This is a genomic window from Gramella sp. MT6 (assembly GCF_019357415.1).
Taxonomy (GTDB): domain Bacteria; phylum Bacteroidota; class Bacteroidia; order Flavobacteriales; family Flavobacteriaceae; genus Christiangramia.
Genome location: NZ_CP048410.1, coordinates 1,456,059 through 1,476,733, shown reverse-complemented (window position 1 = coordinate 1,476,733; position 20,675 = coordinate 1,456,059). Strand labels below are relative to the sequence as shown.

The following is a 20,675-nucleotide window of genomic DNA, read 5'->3' as shown; positions in this document are numbered from 1 at the left end:
TTAAATATTTCTGAAATAAGAACTATGGTTAGCTATACATCTAATTACTTACAGATTCTTTAGATGTAAACAGGTTTCTAAGAAATGAAAGGCTTCTGTAGGGTTCAGTTTTTCTAACCTTTTTTACATTTTTATTTGAATTAATATGAGGACGAATTAACTGTGGATAAACGTATTGAGGAATTTTCCGCCCAATTTTAAAAACCAGGGTTAACGGTCCCATCAATTTATGATCTCTGATGACTTTCATATCTTCAGATGATTTTCTACGTTGAAGTTTAATACAAGTACTCTTGCCTCCAAGCCTCATTTTTACGATCCAGTCATTTAAAAAATGTTTGCTGATCTTTTCATTCTGGAACCAGCGTAGGGAAATATCATAATCACTGGCTATTGAATAGTTTAAGCTGTAAAGGCCATATTTATCATACACTTCCTTCTTAACGTAAATTGTTGGATGCAAGGGTATCCAACCAAAATTCAGATAATTCCTTTTAAAGGATTTGGAAGAATAGATCCTTTTTATTCTACTCGTATCATTTTGACTTACGAACATTCCATTACCATACACCAGATCTGCCTTTGAGTCTTCAAAAGCTTTTACAATCTTATCTATCGTTTCTGGCTCATATAGAAAATCATCTGAATTCAGGATGCCAACGATCTCTCCGGTTGCTTTCTTTATTCCTTTATTATACGCATCAAATATGCCTGAATCTTTTTCAGAAATATAATATGCTATTTCATCCTTGAAGGATTCAATTTTAAGTTGAGTACCGTCGGTACTTCCACCGTCAATGATTATTAGTTCAATATTTCTATAAGTTTGATCTAAAACAGACCTAATACATTCTGTAATAGTATCCGCATTATTAAACACAACTGTAATAATTGAAACTTTCATGATTTTCCCTTTTTAAAAATTTATAAATTCAAATATCCAGCCGCTGATGAATCCACCTGAATATGCTTAGATACAATCTGTATCTTTCGTTTTCTATCGGGGAGCTTGGTGGTAGGGAATTAAATTTGAAATAAGCAGCTATTAAAAAACGCTACATTTCAAGAAGTCAGAATTCTGATTTGAGGTGTGATCAATTTCTAGGTTACCGTTTAATAATTAAACTAAAACTTTGAGAACTATCTTTTGTTTTCAGAATAACAAAATACAATCCGTCTGGATATTGATTTACAGACAAATCAAAAGTATATTCCAGTCCTGCTGTGGCCTTACCTTCTGCTATTAGCATTAGGTAGGTTCCCATCGAGTTGAACAAATTCAATGTATAATCTCTATTCCTGTCTAGAATAAACTTTACCGTAGCACCACCGGAAGTTGGATTAGGATAAACCACAAATTCCTCATTGATTGCTGACTCCTGGGTTTCTTGAGATGAAGCGTTAAGTGCTCCAGATAAAGGTGCTGCCTGGGCGGTATTCGAATATACTGACGACAAATTCCCTTTTACCGCTTTTATGCGATAATATAAAATCCCACCTCCCTTTTTATTATTAAGATTTCTATCTGTATAAGAAATTGTATTGGCAGGAAGGCTTATATAATCAATTCGACCAGAAAAATCTGGTTTTGTTGATCGTTCCAAGATAAATCCATCCTCTGTAAGATCATTATCTTTCCATAGGAGGTAAACTTCACTGTTAGAAATCCACTGAGCAGATAAACTAGAGGGTGCATTTAGATTTTGAGAAGGGGTAACATTAATGGTGATTACATTGGAAGTTGTTACCAAACCAAGATTATCTGTTGCTATGGCCGTTAATAAATAAGTGCCCGCCGTAACATTATTCCATGAAATAGAATACGGGCTGGTTGAATCTATCCCTAAGCTGGTTGAGCCATTGAAAAATTCTACCTGAGCAATACTACCATCTGGATCTGAAGCATTAGCAGTAATATTAATATTAGCTAATGCTGTAAAACTGGAATTATTCGAAGGTGATGTAATAGAAACTACTGGAGATTCATTTCCGCCAGGCTCAGAAACCAGAATATTAACTGTTCCCGATGAGCCTGTAGCACCCTTATCGTCTGTAGCCACTGCTCTTAGTGAATAACTTCCAGTAGGAACATTTGTCCAACTAAGCTCATAAGGGCTCGTTAGATCCTCGCCTAATTTAGTATTCCCATTGAAAAATTCAACTTTAGTGACAAACCCATCTGAATCTGAGGCATTAACCAGCATATCTACTGTCGCAGGTGCGACAAATCCAGTATTATTTGCCGGAGTAATAAAACTTACTACCGGACTATTATTAGCTGGAACAGTTCCCTCGGTAACGGTAAATTTATCAGTGGAAGTAAACTGACCTGAAGGTGATACTACAGAAATTTTGACCGATTTAGGTAATTTACCATTTTGCGGGGGTACTCTTACCTCCATTTGTGTATTGGAAACTGAAATGATTTCAGCAACTGAGGGTCCAAATGAAACCTCTGTTACGCCTCCAAGATTCAATCCATTCAATAGAACAATACTTCCAACTGGACCGGATGATGGAATAAAATTAGTAATAGAAGGCAGCAGTAACTGTACATTTATGGTAATAACATTCGAAGTTCCAGATCCGGCATCATTATCAGTAGCTACCGCAGTCAATGCATAACTACCTGCGGTCACGCCATTCCAGCTCACACTCCAACCATCGCTACCGTCCGAATCAGTTCCCAGCGAATTACTTCCTTCGAAGAATTCTACGCTAGTGACACTACCATCAGCATCTGTCGCACCGGCCGTAATTATGATATCTGCAGGAGCAGTAAAGGTCTCATTATTCAATGGCGAAGTGATCGCTACGGTTGGTAATTGGTTTGGATCTTCGACTGTGATATTGATAATTTCTGAAGTTGTAGCTTCCAGAGTATCATCGGTAGCTACCGCAGTCAAGGCATAATTGCCCACAGTCACGCCATTCCATGTCAGACTCCAACCATCACTGCCGTCGCTGTCGATTCCGAGAGAATTTGTACCCTCAAAAAATTCGACGCTGCTAACACTACCATCGGCATCTGAAGCATCGGCTGTAATGATGATATCTGCAGGAGCAGTAAAGATCTCGTTGTTCAACGGTGAAGTAATGGCTACGTTTGGTAATTGGTTCGGATCTTCGACCGTGATATTGATAATTTCTGAAGTATTAGTTTCAAGGTCATTGTCGGTAGCCACTGCTGTCAGGGCATAACTACCCTCAGTTACTCCATTCCAGGTCACACTCCAACCATCGCTGCCATCTGAATCGGTTCCTAACGAATTACTTCCCTCGAAGAATTCGACGCTGTTAACAGTGCCATCAGCATCTGTAGCATCCGCGGTGATAATAATATCCACCGGAGAAGTAAAGATCTCGTTATTCAATGGGGCAGTGATCGCTACGGTTGGTAACAAATTAGGTGATTCCACCGTGATATTGATAATTTCCGAAGTAGTAGTTTCCAGAGCATCATCGGTAGCTACTGCAGTCAGGGCATAACTGCCTGCGGTCACTCCATTCCAGCTCACACTCCAACCATCGCTACCGTCCGAATCAGTTCCCAGCGAATTACTTCCTCGAAAAATTCGACGCTGTTGACACTACCATCAGCATCTGTAGCATCGGCCGTGATAATGATTTCTGCAGGAGCAGTAAAGATCTCGTTGTTCAACGGCGCGCGGTGATCACTACTGTTGGTAATACATTCGGTGATTCTACACTAATATTAATAATTTCTGAAGTTGTAGTTTCCAGGTCATTGTCGGTAGCCACTGCAGTCAAGGCATAACTACCTGCAGTCACTCCATTCCAGTTCACACTCCAGCCATCGCTGCCGTCTAAGTCAGTTCCTAAAGAATTACTTCCTTCGAAGAATTCGACACTGGTTAAATTGCCATCAGCATCTGTTGCATCCGCGGTGATAATTACATCTGCAGGAGAAGTAAAGATCTCATTGTTCAATGGGGCGGTGATTGCTACGGTTGGTAATACATTCGGTGATTCTACACTAATATTAATAATTTCTGAAGTAGAAGTTCCCAAAGCATTATCAGTAGCTACCGCAGTCAGGGCATAGCTACCAGCAGTCACTCCATTCCAGGTCACACTCCAACCATCGCTACCATCTGAATCGGTTCCTAAAGAATTGCTTCCCTCGAAAAATTCTACGCTGGTGACACTGCCATCAGCATCTGTAGCAGCCGCCGTAAGGATAATATCTGCAGGAGCAGTAAATATCTCATTATTCAATGGTGAGGAGATCGCAACATTCGGCAATTGGTTTGGATCTTCCACCGTGATATTGATAATTTCCGAAGTAGTAGTTTCCAGGTCATTGTCGGTAGCCACCACAGATAAGGCATAACTGCCCGCAGTTACTCCATTCCAGGTCAAACTCCAACCATCGCTGCCGTCGGAATCAGTTCCTAACGAATTGCTTCCCTCGAAGAATTCTACGCTGGTGACAGTGCCATCAGCATCTGTAGCAGCCGCCGTGATAATGATATCTGCAGGAGCAGTAAAGATCTCGTTATTCAATGGCGCGGTGATTGCTACGGTTGGTAATACATTCGGTGATTCTACACTAATATTGATAATTTCTGAAGTAGTACTTTCCAGAGCATTGTCGGTAGCTACCGCAGTCAAAGCATAACTACCCGAGCTCACTCCAATCCAGGTCACACTCCAACCATCGCTACCATCTGAATCAGTTCCTAAAGAATTACTTCCTTCGAAGAATTCGACACTGGTGACACTGCCATCAGCATCTGTCGCATCGACCGTGATAATAATATCCGCCTGAGAAGTAAAGATCTCGTTGTTCAACGGTGAACTAATGGCTACAGTTGGTAATTGGTTTGGATCTTCTACTGTGATATTAATAATTTCTGAAGTTGTAGTTTCCAGGTCATTGTCGGTAGCCACTGCAGTCAAGGCATAACTACCTGCAGTCACTCCATTCCAGTTCACACTCCAGCCATCGCTGCCGTCTAAGTCAGTTCCTAAAGAATTACTTCCTTCGAAGAATTCGACACTGGTGACACTGCCATCAGCATCTGTCGCATCGACCGTGATAATAATATCCGCCTGAGAAGTAAAGATCTCGTTGTTCAACGGTGAACTAATGGCTACAGTTGGTAATTGGTTTGGATCTTCTACTGTGATATTAATAATTTCTGAAGTTGTAGTTTCCAGGTCATTGTCGGTAGCCACTGCAGTCAAGGCATAACTACCTGCAGTCACTCCATTCCAGTTCACACTCCAGCCATCGCTGCCGTCTAAGTCAGTTCCTAAAGAATTACTTCCTTCGAAGAATTCGACACTGGTTAAATTGCCATCAGCATCTGTTGCATCCGCGGTGATAATTACATCTGCAGGAGAAGTAAAGATCTCATTGTTCAATGGGGCGGTGATTGCTACGGTTGGTAATACATTCGGTGATTCTACACTAATATTGATAATTTCTGAAGTAGAAGTTCCCAAAGCATTATCAGTAGCTACCGCAGTCAGGGCATAGCTACCAGCAGTCACTCCATTCCAGGTCACACTCCAACCATCGCTACCATCTGAATCGGTTCCTAAAGAATTGCTTCCCTCGAAAAATTCTACGCTGGTGACACTGCCATCAGCATCTGTTGCATCGGCCGTGATAATAATATCCGCCTGAGAAGTAAAGATCTCGTTGTTCAACGGTGAAGTAATGGCTACAGTTGGTAATTGGTTTGGATCTTCGACCGTGATATTGATAATTTCCGAAGTTGTAGTTTCCAGAGCATCATCAGTAGCCACTGCAGTCAAGGCATAACTACCCGCAGTTACTCCATTCCAGTTCACACTCCAACCATCACTACCGTCCAAATCAGTTCCTAAAGAATTACTTCCCTCGAAGAATTCGACGCTGCTAACACTACCATCAGCATCTGTAGCATCGGCCGTAATGATGATATCTGCAGGAGCAGTAAAGGTCTCATTATTCAATGGCGAAGTGATCGCTACGGTTGGTAATACATTCGGTGATTCTACTGTGATATTGATAATTTCTGAAGTAGTGGTTTCCAAACCATTATCAGTAGCTACCGCAGTCAGGGCATAGCTACCAGCAGTCACTCCATTCCAGGTCACACTCCAACCATCGCTACCATCTGAATCGGTTCCTAAAGAATTGCTTCCCTCGAAAAATTCTACGCTGGTGACACTGCCATCAGCATCTGTAGCATCGGCCGCAAGGATGATATCCGCAGGAGAAGTAAAGATCTCATTATTCAATGGCGCAGTGATCACTGCTGTTGGTGGAGTATTTAATGGTTCAGCAACAGTGATATTTACTATTTCAGAAACTGTGGTGCCATTGAGATCATCTGTTGCAATAGCAGATAATTCATAATTTCCAGGTAATGCTCCAAGCCAGTTAAAACTCCATCCGTCACTGTTATCATTATCTAACCCAACTGAAACTGTCCCTTGAAAAAATTCTACAGAAGTGACCGTGCCGTCCGAGTCTGAAGCTTCTGCTGTTATTAATATATCTGCAGGAGCGATAAAAGAATCATTTTCTATGGGGGAGCTAATAGAAACGGTTGGTAAACTGTTAGGATTGCCTATAGTTTCAAAGACTACATCAACCCAATAATTACTTGCCTGATAACTTAAATTCGGGAAGGTTGGATTTGGTGAATATCTGTAAACACCATTTGGTCCGTTTTCACCATTTGCTATTCCAATTACTGGCCCATTAGATATTTCATTCTCAAGACCCCGATCATCAGAAGAATAATAACCATCACTACTGTGATAAGAAATAATATAGGTATTTCCTGCAACGACCTCAACCGGGTTAGAAAAGTTTGCCTGTTGCCAACCCGATCCTGTTTCATTTTCAAAAACAGTCTGTGCCAGAATTGTACCTGAAGGATCAAATAGCTGACCTATATGTGTACCAGGATCGCCGTTCTGTTTATAAAATCTGACCCCGGTCACTATTCCATCTACCGTGGTACGAAATTTCATCCCTAGTTGTATAGCATTACCATCATTCTTTATACCTGATGAGGGTGCATCTGAATTTGAAAATACAGTACAGGGACAATTTGGATTATTTGAATCTAAAATAACTGAAACAGCTATTTCCGTAGATATGGCAAATGCACCGGTATTATCAATCGCTCTTGCTGTTAAAACATAGTTCCCTGTTCCTACATTAGACCAGTTAAAACTATACGGACTGATAAGGTCTTCCCCTATTTTTATGTTATTACTGAAAAATTCTACTTTAGTTATAGTACCATCTGAATCTGATGCTGTTGCCGTAATATCAATTTCTGCAGGGCTTATAAATTGAGAATTATTTAAAGGTCCAGTAATTTCAACCTCCGGAACTAGATTATTTAATTCATCGGAAACAGTTAAATTTAAAATTTCGGGTGCACTCAAATTTCCGGAATCATCATACGAGCGGACTTGTATGGAAGCTGGCCCAGTAACTGATGGTGTCCAGGCATAAGACCAATCCTGCTTTCCTTCAGCATTTTCCCAAGTTATTCCTCCATCTGTAGAAACCTCAACTGCTACAATTACATTTTGTTCTTCAGTAGAACCGGTAATCAATAATTCAGTATTCACAGGCACAACAGTTTCTTCCGCCGGTGAAGTATATGTAAGTAGAGGTGCTTCTATATCTGTTGATGGTGTTGCCCTAATCATACCGGGTTGTATACTTGCCGGTTGAGCGCCCATATCTGCCAATAAATTAATTGTGGCCTGTTGCATATCAGGACTTGGCGCATCGTCTCCTCTGTCATGATTGCTATCCAGACCCCAGGACCATTGCACAGTACCTGCTCCAAATACAAAGGCTCCACTATTATGCTTATACAGTGAAATATTATGAACTGCACCATCAACCACAGTTCTGGACATTAAAATTCTACCATCAGGATAGAATGAACTATAACTATCCTGTTCTGAATTCCACTCATATCCAATTGTGGCATAGGTAAATGACGCATTTTGGCCTTCATTTAATTCTGCTACACTTGTATTTCTCCAGAACCTTAGATCTTTAAATGATGATGGTACCGTAATGGAAGCATCAGATTCTTCCCAGCTTATTTGTCCGGTTAAGGTATTTTCAGGGCGACAACCATCCAGATCGGGATCTCCGGTCACATAATTACAACCATCTCTCCAGAGGCCTGTCCAGTCATTTGTTGGATCACATTTTCCACCGCAAGTATTCTCACCTCCTGAACCTTCTTTATAACATACTAGGGTGCGATGTGAATTTCCATTGCCATCAATACTGTTTTCCCAGCGTGTTTTCCAGTACACTTCGTTACCGCTAAAAAAAGCCAGACTTGTACCCTGGTCCCTTGCAGATTCCACATAGTTTCTATGAGGACCAGACCAGTATTCATCATGACCAACAGAAAGAAAAACCCTATGATTCTTAATGAGCTCTCCCCTTCGGTCACTATCCACATTCGTGGTATAGGTTACATCAAATCCATTTCTTTCTAACCACCGTAACATTGGATATTCCGCATTGAAGATCCAGTCTTCTTCTGCACCACCTCCACCACCTCCATCACGGGTTAGGAATGGTCTATTATAACTAACCTTGGTTGCTTTACCCCCAGAACCGGTATAAAGGCTTCGACCACCATAGATATTATATGCCTGCCAGGTTGCATCTGAGGTCTGAAAAAATAGATCTGAATTGCTGGAATCATCTCTAACCACAAATAAAATATGACTTGAACCTCCATTTCCACGGGTTAATTTAGCTATATAAATTCCTGAAGTAGCAGTTGCCGGGATATCCCAAATTGCAGATTCTCCCCAGTTACCACAATCCAAAAGACCAGTCTGACTATCTGATATACAATTAGGTTGATTTTGAGGTAAATTAGCTGTTATAGTGGCATCTCCCTGATACCTGGCTCCATTGCCCTGGTAATAACCAAGTCTGTAAATCTTTACACTATAATTATTAGCGTCTGTATCTATTTTAAATCTAGCGGTCTCACCTATATTATAACTAATATCTGTAGCAAAACCCTGAATAGATAGATCACCTGCTCCATCTATGTCCCATTCACTGGGCGGATTCCCTGGCAGTGAATTTTCTACAACTATAGAATTCTGACTAACAGGAATTGTGGTTACACTGATACTTATACTAGATTCGGCTGTCCTTCCCTGGTCATCTGTAGCTACAGCTCTAATCGTATAGTTTCCAGAAGGCACATCACTCCATGAGTAACTCCAGTCTTCAAGAGGGTCTAAATCTTCTCCAAGTTTAGTGGTTCCGTTGAAAAACTCTACTTTAACTACCTGACCATCATCATCAGAAGCCAAGGCGGTAATTTCTATATCTGCCGGTTCGGTAAAATTAGCTCCCTGGGTAGGATTAGTAATATTTACTACTGGAGGTATATTTAATGACATAGGTTCAGTATTAAATATTGCGTCTACCCAATAATTTGAAGCCTCAAAGCTATCTGTTGGAAAAGCCGGCGTATTGCTCAATATATAAACTCCATTAGGTCCATTTTCTCCATTGGCAAGAGCCTTTAATGGACGGTTTTCTTCTGCCTGAACAAAATAAGAATCAGAAACGGAGTAATATCCTTCACTACTATGGTAAGAAACTATATAAGTAGTATTTTGGGTTATTTGAACCGAATTAGAGAATAAAACTTCCTGCCATCCAGAATTTGATTCGTTAGTAAAAGTTGCTTCTGCCAAAAGATTCCCGGAGCTATCATATAGTTGGCCAATATGGGTTCCGGTATGTCCGTTTTGCTTATAAAACCGAACTCCGTTTATATATCCATCAATTTCTGATGAAAACTTCATTCCCAATTGAATTCCTGCTCCTTCATTTAAAAGGCTATTTGGGAAAACAAGATTTTCAAATACTGTGCATGGACAATTAAAATTTGAAGGATCTATCTCTACAGTAATAGAAACTACTTCTGAAAAAGTAATGGAACCTTTATCATCGGTTGCCTTGGCCGTTATAGAATATGTACCATCTTCAACCTGAAGCCATGAAAATGACCAGCCGTTACTGCTATCTATATCTTCTCCAATTTTAGTATTTCCCTCAAAGAATTCTACTTTAACAACATTACCATCGGGATCTGAAGCTTGTGCGCTAATTTCAATGTCTTCAAAAGCTAAAAATGTCGCATTGTTAACGGGCGAATCAATTGAGACAACTGGCGGTTCATTAATTTCGTAGGTAGCAATAAAATTACCAGACTGCGCCTGAAAAATGGCATAGTCTATTCCTTTTATTCTTTCAGTTCTATAGTTCACTGGTACATTATCCAAGTTTAGGCCAACCATGCGCTTTGTCCCTGAAACTAAAGGCAGCATAGCTTCAAGATTCAATGCTCCATTCCCTATCCCCATATTGAAACTGAGGGCACTGCCGTCCCAGATCAGATTCTCAAAGAATGATCCATTTCGGCCATCTAACCAGGTTAATAATTGCTTGGCAGAAATCACCGGGACATTTCTTGATGAAGCCGAGGCTATTATAGCATCAGATCCAGGTGAATAAGTTTCATCTGTGTGCATATTCGCACAAAACACTCCATAATATCCTTTACTCCCCAGCGCATTATCCAGCAATCTATCTATTGTAAATGGATAATTTTGCCCTGATTCATCAGTCATTTGTGTAGCGAGCTGATAAGTATCTATAATTGTTCCATCCAAATCTGCAAAACGCATAGCAAAACCAGAACCGGTAAATAAACCAGGACGATCCTGTACCCAGAATTCTGGCCAGTAATAATAGTTTGCATCCAAACGAATTCCATTATTAGTTTCTGCAATTGGCTGTGAAGCCCAATCACTAAATGCTATACAATGTGTACGGTTAGTCTCTGGCTCAGCAAGACTAGGAAAGAATGACCTGAATTGGGATAATTGAGTCACCAGATTACCTTCTATAGATTGTGCAGTATAATTGTTACAATTAGTATTAAGATGTAATGCAATTTCAAAGCCCTGATCTTCAAAATTTTTCGCTTGTTGTTCGGTGATCGGAGTGTTAGGGTATATATAGGAACTACCTCGTATGGTACGCCAGTCGGCTACTGCCTCTGGACTATTATCTGTGCTCAATTGTAAATATTGATTAAACCGCGCGATGGTCCCTCCACTGGCATGGTCATCTCCGGTCATTACAACGGCAGCCTTTAGCCCCCTAGGCAAATACCAGAAACGGGGCATTGGTTTATTGCTATTTTGAACTATGATGTTAGCTAATAATCGTTGTTGCTCATCAGCCTGCGGAATTTCAACTTTCGATAAATTTACCCAATCTGGATAAAAGAGATCATTAGATCTAATAGGTCTGGCCCCGTCCCTTTCCTGGGCATTCCAGGTAGGGTTACCCTGACGAGTATAAACTACTGAACGGGACAGATCATAAGCGAAAGCGACTGCAACACCACCATTTTCTCCTACGCTATAAGTGGTTACCGCTGGATAAGAAGTTGAAGTGGTGGCAGATGAATATAATGTAGCAAGACTAGTGGCTCCATTCAAATCATATAACCCTGCCTCACTATGAAACTGAATCGTCTCATCTACCAAACCATTCCCGGGACCTGTGGCAGTATTAATTAATAAATAGCTATCTGCCAGTGTGCCACTTAACTTCTGTATTCCTAATAATGGTGCAAGGTTTGAATCTGGTTTAAAGACAATTAAAGTTCCTCCAGCTTCCACCCAATTACCAAGCAATGAAACTTGGGTTGTGCTAAGAGGAATTTCTCCTACAATAATGACATCATAATTACTTAAAACTTCACCAGATATTAATGAAACATCTGATGTTGCATATTCATTAAATCCTTCTGCCAGTAATATTTCTGAGGTATAACTACTGAAGGGATTCGTAGCTGAAGTTAAAACCAAAATAGGACCACCAGGACCTTCAACATTAATATTTATAGTTGATGCTGAAAAAGAGATTGGAAAAAATAATAAAACCAGAAATTTGAATAACATTCTTTTTCCGGATTGGACTGTTAAATAGAACTTTTCCATAGTAACTGAATCTATTTTAAAAATTTATTCTTGAGAAGATTTAGAAGCATCTACTCTTTCGATTTTCGGATTGTATGTCTAGAAAGAAATCTAGAATTTGCAGGGAATAACTGTCAAATGAGATTTAAACAGCACTGATTAGGGCGCTAACCAGGATAAGTAGAGAAAGTTAGTACTTGGAAAATTTGGGATTAACTATAAAAGAAAGGGGGCGGTAGTTATCTAACTTTAATTTTCAGGCATTTATCCTGATTTTCTGTCTACCATTTGTAAGCAACGTCGCCTGGAAGTATTCAATTGTTCTTGCTAAACCTTCTCGCAATTGAATTTTTGGTTCCCAGTTATTAAGATTGGCCTTTGCCTTAGTAGTATCTGGTTGGCGTTGTTTAGGATCATCCTTCGGTAAGCTTTTGAATATTATTCCTGAAGAGGACCCCGTTAAATCAATAATATTTTCAGCTAATTCAAGCATGGTAAATTCATTTTGATTTCCAAGGTTTACAGGCCCTATGAATTCATCTGGAGTATGCATCATTCTTATCATACCTTCCACGAGATCATCAACATATTGAAAAGACCTGGTTTGAGTTCCATCACCAAAAATTGTTAAATCTTCACCGCTCAATGCCTGGACTATAAAATTAGAAACTACCCGGCCGTCATTTGGATTCATATTGGGGCCGTAGGTATTAAAAATCCTAACAATCTTTATGTTTACCTTATTTTGAATATGATAATCCATGAAGAGCGTCTCTGCACAACGTTTACCTTCATCATAACATGATCTTGGACCAATTGGGTTTACATTTCCCCAATAGTATTCCGGCTGTGGATGTATTTCCGGATCTCCATATACCTCACTGGTACTAGCCTGCAATATTTTTGCTTTAACTCTTTTGGCAAGTCCAAGCATATTAATTGCTCCCATCACAGAGGTTTTAATGGTTTTGATGGGATTATATTGATAATGCACGGGAGAAGCCGGACAAGCCAGGTTATAAATCTCATCTACTTCAATAAAATAAGGCATGGTGATATCATGTCGCACCAATTCGAAATAAGGATTATCCAGCAGATGAACTATATTTTTTTTAGCTCCCGTAAAGTAATTATCTAAACATATTACCTCATTCCCTTCCTTAAGCAAACGTTCGCAAAGATGAGATCCTATAAATCCCGCTCCTCCTGTGATTAAAATTCTTTTCATGATCTTAAAATGTTTTGATAGTTTTTAATTCCACCTGACGCTTCTTTCTTTTCATTTCCCTTATTTTAATGGAGATAAGAAATTCATGGTAGGCCATATTAATGCAGTAGATAAAACCTGGGGATCCTTCCAGAAAGCCTAAATTTAAAAAGTAAGCATGAAGAAATCTGAGAAACGGCCATCCCGGAACTTTGATTAACCATGATTTCAGGGCTGGATTTCTAGTGCTGGAGTGTCTATTAAAAATGTTTTTGAAAGGTGGACAATTATCCAGCCTGGCTTCGGCTTCCTGACTTGAATACTTATTATGCCTTTCAATCCATTGAGTCCAACCTTTAGAAAAGCTATAGTGAAGATAAGGCTCTTTTATATATTCCAATTTTCCATCAACCTTACCTTCCTTTTGACCATGGCCGAAATCGGTGAATTCAGCCTTTCCTTTTTTTAAAACTCTAAATTGCCATTTTGGGAAATTATCACAGTGTTTTAACCAGCGTTCTTCCAAGATCATTTTCCAGCAGCAATAAAAACCAACTGTTTCATCATCTGCTTCTGAAATTGACGAAATAAGATCATTTTTGAAATCCGGGGTCACCACCTCATCTGCATCAAGAAAAAGTATCCAATCATATTTTAATTCTAAATTATCAAGGGCATAGTTTCTTTGTGCACCAAAACTTTCAAATTGATGGTTGCTTACTTTTGCATTATATTCTAATGCGATCTCTACAGTTCTGTCCTCACTACCCGAGTCAAGAACATGGACATCATCAGTCCATGTTAATGAATTAAGACACCTTGCCAGGTCAAGCTCTTCGTTTTTGGTAAGAATAACGACAGAAACCATTTTATGATTTTTGAATTAGAAAATTCAGAAAGAACTATTGATAGATTAAAGTTGAATATTCCCGATTGATAGAGGATCTTTAACTTTAAATTCTTTCGAGGTGGATTTACTAGACCCGTTGCTTACAAAATTTCTTTTCTTAATAAATTCAGCAGGATTCCCGCCAACAATGGTCCAGGGATCCACATTCTTAAAAACTGCAGCCCTAGCGCCAATAACAGCACCATCCCTAATGGTCACTCCTGGACCTATAAAAGCATCAGCGGCAACCCATACTTGATCGCCTATTATTATTGGTTTAGTCAATAAGGGGAAATTCGGCAGGTTGTGATCATGGGTTGAAGCACACAAATAAGATTTTTGAGAAATAATTGTCCTATTGCCAATTTTTATTTTTCCCTGATTGTAAATATCTGTAGAGGGACCTACGCTTGAAAAGTCCCCTATTTCCAAATTCCATGGCGCCCAAATCTTAACTGTAGCTCTAACATTAGAGTTCTTGCCAATTACTGCCCCAAAGACCCTAAGGACAATATTTCGCCATTTTCTAAAAACCTCAAGTGTGAAAGGCCTGAAAAATATGAGGTACGATAATTTCCAAAGGGCTCGGAGTAATTTGTTACTCAAGCTAAAACTTGTGGTTTCTACTAAGGTTTGTGCCATTTCTAACTATCTTAAAATAGTACCTCCTGCAGTTTTTTGAAAGACCGGGTTAAGAATTGCCCGGTTGTATAATTATATCTATAACCCAGCATTTCTAAATTTTGATAAGCAGCCAGATTTCTTACTGAATATTCTGTATAATTTTCTTTGTAAAAATTATTTACAAATTTTTTATCCCTGGTTAATTTCCCTCCCATTCTGGCATAAATAACCCAATTTCGACATTTATAAAGTTTAAATTCTCTTACTAGTTCTTTATCAAACTTCGCATCATATAATATTTTTTCAACTATTTGATTGAAATTTATAACGTTCTCGATAAAGACAGGATTCTTTGAGGAGTTAGCGCTATTGGGATGAATTATGTAATTGTAAACCGGGCTATCTACTACCCCAATTCTCATATCATTATTAATAAAAACATGAAGATTTATTAAAAAATCCTCCTGGAGTAAATTTTCTGCTTCGAAATCTAGATTATTTATCAGTTCTCTTTTAAAAAGCCTTCCCCAGACATAGCCTTTTATATCATTATTAAGCAAACTCTTTACAAGTTCAATCTTACTTTGATTTTCAGGTAAAACATTTTTCACAATCCTTTTTTTCCCTTTTACTATGTGGAAATGGTTACCTATTACCAGATTTAAAGATGCTTTGATCATTTCATTTACGAGAATTTCAATCGCATTTAATTCAAGAAAATCATCTGCATCTACATGAAAAATGGATTCGCCTGTGGAGCTTTGCATTCCCAATTTTCTGGTTAAATAGGTTCCTGAGTTTTTTTTATCTATTAAAGTTACGCGGTCATCAACTTCCACATAACTTTTAATTATGGAGGCTGTCTTATCAGTGCTTCCATCATTCAAGACTATAATTTCAAGGTTTCGATAGGTCTGTTGTAGAATACTATTCAAACATCTACCTATATATTTTTCAGCATTATAAGCCGGAATGATAACAGAAACTTTCATTTTTAAATAAATAAATCCTTAAACCCTCGCCTGGTAAACCTGATCTCTTTTATTAAAGAATGCCATCCCTGAACTTTTGTTATCCTGTACGCATTCAACCATTTTCAATGCTGTTTTTTCAATAGAGAACTTATCCCTGTAAACTTTATAGGCATTTAAACTTATTTCCGCTTTGGTCAGATCTGAAAGATTGTACCATTTTTTTAACATTTGGAAAATACCTTCCTCAGTGTCCTTAGAAATAAATCCTCCGTTTCCGGTTTCAATTTCTTTCCAGATATTTATTTGATCGGTTATTAGAACTGGTTTTGTACAGGCCATTGCTTCAACGACGGCTATACCGAAATTCTCCTGATGGCTAGGAAGGATAAATGCCTCAGAGAAATGAAAAGCACCCCATTTTGCCTTCCCTTTTAGCATTCCTGGAAAATGAATACTTGAATGTGTTCCTAATTTTTGAATTTCTTTACCAAAAGGTGTCTCCAGGCCTGGGCCAGCAATTACCATATCTGGAATTTCTTCAACCTCTTTTTTGAGTTTTAGATATGCCTTTATTAATAGGTCCACTCCCTTTTTCGGATGGATTCTGCTGAGGAATAACCAATATGATTTACCCTTTATTTCGGGACATTTCTCTAGAAAAGCTTCTAAAAATTTTATTTTTTTTGAAGGAGGAGCTTGTAGGCCGTAGCCTACATTAAATACTGCTTTTGGATTATAACCTTTAAAGGTTTCCTTGGCTAGTAACAATTCTTGTTCACAGGTGAACAATAACCCATCAGCTCCATTAACTACTCGCTTTTCTATTAATTTCCAGAAAATTAAGTTTCTTAAAGCTTTGAATCTTCTGGTTTTCGATCGTTGAAAATATGGATCTAGCATTCCGTGTGGCATCACGAAAAGTCCAGGAACCTTCTTATTCTTTTTCTTTAAACCTTTCCATAATTTATAAGTACCATAGCTATTATAAAGCCATAAGCCATGAATAATGACAACATTAAAGCTTTCAATGTTTTCTTCTAACCAGCCTTTAAGACCAGCACAATATGCATAAGGTGCTTTAGCGGGACCTATTGCATGTATTTTAAATTTACTGCTATTTATAAAATCCTCCCCTTCGGAATCAAAACTGAGTACCTCATTCTCTATTCCGAACTTTTTCTGCACAGGAATACTATTTCTAATCCCCTCACAGGGACCTCCACTTCTAGGATCCATGGTTGCTATTACTCTCAGAATTCTCATATCTGGTGCATTTGGTGGACCTCTTTATAAATGGATTCAATTTTTTCAAGCGCTATATTTGAATCAAAACGTTTTGCATATTCGATTCCATCGGCAATAAGCTTTTCTCGTTTTTCTAACGGCATGTCTGTAACCTCATGTACAATTTTGGCACAATATCTTGCCCAGGATTTAATTAAATCTAAATCTTTAGGCATCCTTGGAATATAATTGCATGCATTACCTCCAACTTCAGTCATAGGAGCTTCTCCCGTGGTGATAACAGGACATCCGCTTGCCATAGCTTCAGCGATTGGCCATCCGAAACCTTCTTCCAGGGATGGAAATAATAAAAGAAAAGCACCCTGATAACTAAGTCTTAAATATTCATCTGAAATATCTGAAAGGAAAAAAATGGATTTAGAATAATGACTGTTCTCTTTAAGAGCCATTAGTTCTTTAGTTGGTACAGAACCTATCATTAATAGAGGTAAATCTTTAGCAGAGATTTTACGCCAAGCATCATAAATTTCGATTACACCTTTCCTGTTCTTGTAAAATTGATTTCCTCCAACATGTAATATAAAACCTGATCTAAGTTCTAAATTCAACTTCTTCCCGAGCTCCTTTCGAGCTTTTTCAATATTTCCAGGTTTAAAATCTTGATTAAGTCCATTATAAACAACCTTTGATAGTCTCGGCTCGAAGTTTAAAAAACTATGCAGATCCTGCCTTGTCTTTTCTGAAACTGAAATAAAATTTACTCCTTTTTTATAGCCCTTCCTTATCAGTTTTTGGTATAATTTACCTGAAACTTTCGTCGCATTTTCCGGGATCTCACCAAGAGCCGACCTTTGGGCAAGAAAATCATGACAATGTACCACGAACGGCCTTTTTGAAACTAGCGATATCCAGGGACCTAATGCATGGTCTGCAAATACATAAAGGGTGTTAGAGGAACATTTTATAAGTTTCATTTTTACCTCAACCGGAAAGAGAATAAATTGATCTAAATAGCCTAACCATTTCTTCATAAAATCAGGTCCAGGTATTTTATGGAAATATCTTTTTGCCGTCCAAATTTCTACCTCATGATCCTTTTTTCTCATGCCTTCTGCTAACATATTTGCATACCTGGGCATACTCTGTGAGTTTTTAAAATCTGGATGAATAAATATTACGATATGCATAATTTTAACTGAATCTTCTACAAACTAGTAAGACCAATTATCTCGTATCAGGTAACTTTTTCCCTGAAGTAACGCCATCAATGATATCTAAATAACGTTTTGTGACAAGATTCGATTGGTGGTAGGCTAAATGCTGCTTGATCTCATTTCTGTATTCCTCCTCTTTATCTGGATTTCGCAAAATCTCTAATGTCTGTTTAAGAAGATCATCCAAGTCTCCTTTAGTAAATATTATGCCTGCTCTTCCAACCGCTTCAGGAAGTCCTCCACCATCTGAAGCTATGGGCAAACAGCCGCAAGCCATACCTTCTAATGCTACCATTCCAAATGGCTCTTCCCAAATTGAAGGAATAAATATGAACCGGTGGTGGTTTAAACATTTAACCAGATCATCACCTCTTAGGAAACCTTTAAATAGTACATTATCTTTTAACTCCAGGTTCCTTACTAATTCTTCAAGATTTTGCCTTTCTTCCCCTTCTCCTATAATTGTTAAATTTGGCTCAACTCCAAGGTTTTTTTCTACAGATACTGTTTTTTTCAAACTATAGATGGCTCGAATAGCCATATCAGCGCCTTTATCTGAAACCAGTCTACCTAGGAAAACGAAGTCTTTTGTCCTTTTCACTTCCGGCATTACTTTGAATAAGTTCATCCGGTATGGATTCACAATAACCGTAGCAGATGGGAATATCACTTTTCGTAAAGCATGGCTTACTGCTATTACTTTTTTAGCTCGTTTTAACCATAGCACCTTTAGTTTCTCTTGTATCTTATTATTACCATCCTCCTGCGAGATCCAGGTATTTAGTGCTACAATGGATGGCTTTCCAAATATTATTGCCGGCCAGGCTAGCCTGAGACAGGGATTATTTTCAAAAACAATATCTGCCCATGAATGCACTTTTAGAAGTTGAGAATAGCCCGGTGATCTAACAACCTCAAATGGAAATTCTTTTTTAGTTGGATCACGAGACCATGTAAGCACACAAACTTCATGTCCATGTTCCACAAAAGCCTTTGCCAGAATTTCGGAATTAACCTCAATTCCGCCTATAAAAGGATAAAAATTATTAGAAAGCAATAAGATCTTTAATGGCATTTTTAGAAACTAAAATGATGATTAAATTTTAAGACATTAGTATGTTTAATCTTCATTTAGTGAAGCTATTACCAGCCCGCCTATTAGTGCGCTAAAGCCAAGAGCGGTAGGTTGAGCCCATTGGCCCTGTAAAATATTAACTGCTCCAAAACTCATTAACATCCAAGGCAATTTATTTTCCAGCTTTATTGCGGACCAAGATTTTTTCAGCATTTGGATAACTAAACTTCCCCGAATTAGAATAGCTATAACCCCCAGGATAAATCCCATCTCACCAATCAAACGGCCCCACTCACCTTCAGCAATAAGAAATTCACGCCTGCCCAACATCATTTTTGCTCCGGCATTAGTTCCCATTCCTAATCCCAGTCCTGTAAATGAAGCGTTAGCATCGGTTACCGCCATATATAAGCCTCCGAGAAACCTATCTAATAATGTCCCTTCAAGTCCCCCTTCAACTGAACTGGCAACATTAAATCTTTCAACAAATGCGGATGATGCTGTTTCAAAAAAACTGAAATTTCCCAATGCAAAAAAAAGTCCTACACTTGCTATAACCACCGCGATTATGGATTTTATCGTCCTGGGATCCTTACCAACTATCGCAAACATAAAAATGGCCGAAAGAATAATCTCCATCAAAACTCCCCTGCTTATGCTTAATGGAATTGCCGCTAATAGCGCAACACTCGAGATTATCAATATTAATTTATTGACTTTAACCACTCCTAAAGAAGCCCAGAAATAAAAAATGTAGGCTGCCGAAAACCCGTAGAACAAAGACAATCCGTTAGTAAAAGAAAAGGTACCGGGTACTCTATAAAAGCCTGCAGCACCACTGAAACCAGAACCTTGTGTATCGCCTCCAACCCCAATATTGACCCATGCAGATTGCGGGCTGTAGAACTGGATTCCCACTAGAATTGTCATAGCGATTGTGGTCCATAACATTATTCTACCTAGTTCTATTACATCATTTTTATTGAAAATCTTTCCTATTACAAAAATTAAAGGAAAATGAATTGCCATAATTCTAAATCCGTAGATAGCTACAACCAGATTTCCATGTCCCATGATCATCGTAATGGCTAAGGATAAAATAGTAAGTCCCCACATTACGACCACATAATTGTTAGGTCGCCATATATTATTTGTGAAACACTTATATATTAACCAAATGGCTAATGGATCCCTAACTACGAGCAAAGGTTCCGCAAGGCCAGGTAGAATCCATTTTCGAAGAGCTCCTTCAAAAATTAATAACCAGAAATACAACCATACGCCCCTTTTATATAATAAGTCTATATCTGAAGCTACTGTAGGACTATAAGAATAAGAATCAAGAATTCCTGACCTTATTCTATCCAGACTCCCCAGGTTAGGTTTGGTGTATTCTGACATTTAATAATTT

12 protein-coding genes are annotated in these 20,675 nt (G+C 38.6%); all 12 read right to left on the bottom strand.

Translation table 11 applies throughout. The features are described from left to right. Positions 1 to 40: 40 nt before the first annotated feature. The 12 genes from G3I01_RS06665 to G3I01_RS06610 all read right to left on the bottom strand — a co-directional run bounded on the left by G3I01_RS06665 (position 41) and on the right by G3I01_RS06610 (position 20,665). Entirely contained in the window at positions 41 to 904 is an 864-nt protein-coding gene (locus G3I01_RS06665) for a glycosyltransferase family 2 protein (protein ID WP_219552192.1), read from the bottom strand. Positions 905 to 1,106: 202 nt separating this feature from the next. Further along, positions 1,107 to 3,518 (bottom strand): Ig-like domain-containing protein, encoded by a 2,412-nt coding sequence (locus tag G3I01_RS06660; protein ID WP_219552191.1) that lies wholly within the window; start codon positions 3,516 to 3,518, stop codon positions 1,107 to 1,109. Further along, positions 3,515 to 3,661, bottom strand: coding sequence for an Ig-like domain-containing protein (locus tag G3I01_RS06655; protein WP_219552190.1), 147 nt, complete (start codon positions 3,659 to 3,661; stop codon positions 3,515 to 3,517). The genes G3I01_RS06660 and G3I01_RS06655 overlap by 4 nt, the downstream gene beginning before the upstream one ends. Further along, on the bottom strand, positions 3,658 to 12,018 hold the full coding sequence (locus tag G3I01_RS06650; RefSeq protein WP_219552189.1) for an Ig-like domain-containing protein: 8,361 nt from the start codon (positions 12,016 to 12,018) through the stop codon (positions 3,658 to 3,660). Before G3I01_RS06650 ends, G3I01_RS06655 begins: the two co-directional genes overlap by 4 nt. A gap of 274 nt (positions 12,019 to 12,292) precedes the next feature. Then, entirely contained in the window at positions 12,293 to 13,264 is a 972-nt protein-coding gene (locus G3I01_RS06645) for a UDP-glucuronic acid decarboxylase family protein (protein WP_219552188.1), read from the bottom strand. 4 nt (positions 13,265 to 13,268) lie between these two features. Further along, positions 13,269 to 14,111, bottom strand: coding sequence for a glycosyltransferase family 2 protein (locus G3I01_RS06640; protein WP_219552186.1), 843 nt, complete (start codon positions 14,109 to 14,111; stop codon positions 13,269 to 13,271). Positions 14,112 to 14,156: 45 nt separating this feature from the next. Continuing rightward, positions 14,157 to 14,774: a putative colanic acid biosynthesis acetyltransferase gene (locus tag G3I01_RS06635; RefSeq protein WP_219552185.1), complete on the bottom strand. Its 618-nt coding sequence runs from the start codon at positions 14,772 to 14,774 to the stop codon at positions 14,157 to 14,159. 11 nt (positions 14,775 to 14,785) lie between these two features. Then, positions 14,786 to 15,748: a glycosyltransferase family 2 protein gene (locus tag G3I01_RS06630; RefSeq protein WP_219552184.1), complete on the bottom strand. Its 963-nt coding sequence runs from the start codon at positions 15,746 to 15,748 to the stop codon at positions 14,786 to 14,788. Positions 15,749 to 15,766: 18 nt separating this feature from the next. Further along, positions 15,767 to 16,993 (bottom strand): glycosyltransferase, encoded by a 1,227-nt coding sequence (locus G3I01_RS06625; RefSeq protein ID WP_257710811.1) that lies wholly within the window; start codon positions 16,991 to 16,993, stop codon positions 15,767 to 15,769. Next, a complete protein-coding gene (locus G3I01_RS06620; protein ID WP_219552183.1) occupies positions 16,990 to 18,162 on the bottom strand; it encodes a glycosyltransferase family 1 protein in 1,173 nt (390 codons plus the stop codon). The genes G3I01_RS06625 and G3I01_RS06620 overlap by 4 nt, the downstream gene beginning before the upstream one ends. A gap of 37 nt (positions 18,163 to 18,199) precedes the next feature. Then, on the bottom strand, positions 18,200 to 19,264 hold the full coding sequence (locus G3I01_RS06615) for a glycosyltransferase family 4 protein (RefSeq protein ID WP_219552181.1): 1,065 nt from the start codon (positions 19,262 to 19,264) through the stop codon (positions 18,200 to 18,202). A gap of 45 nt (positions 19,265 to 19,309) precedes the next feature. Further along, complete coding sequence (locus G3I01_RS06610; protein WP_257710809.1) at positions 19,310 to 20,665, bottom strand: hypothetical protein; 1,356 nt, start codon at positions 20,663 to 20,665, stop codon at positions 19,310 to 19,312. Positions 20,666 to 20,675: the final 10 nt, after the last annotated feature.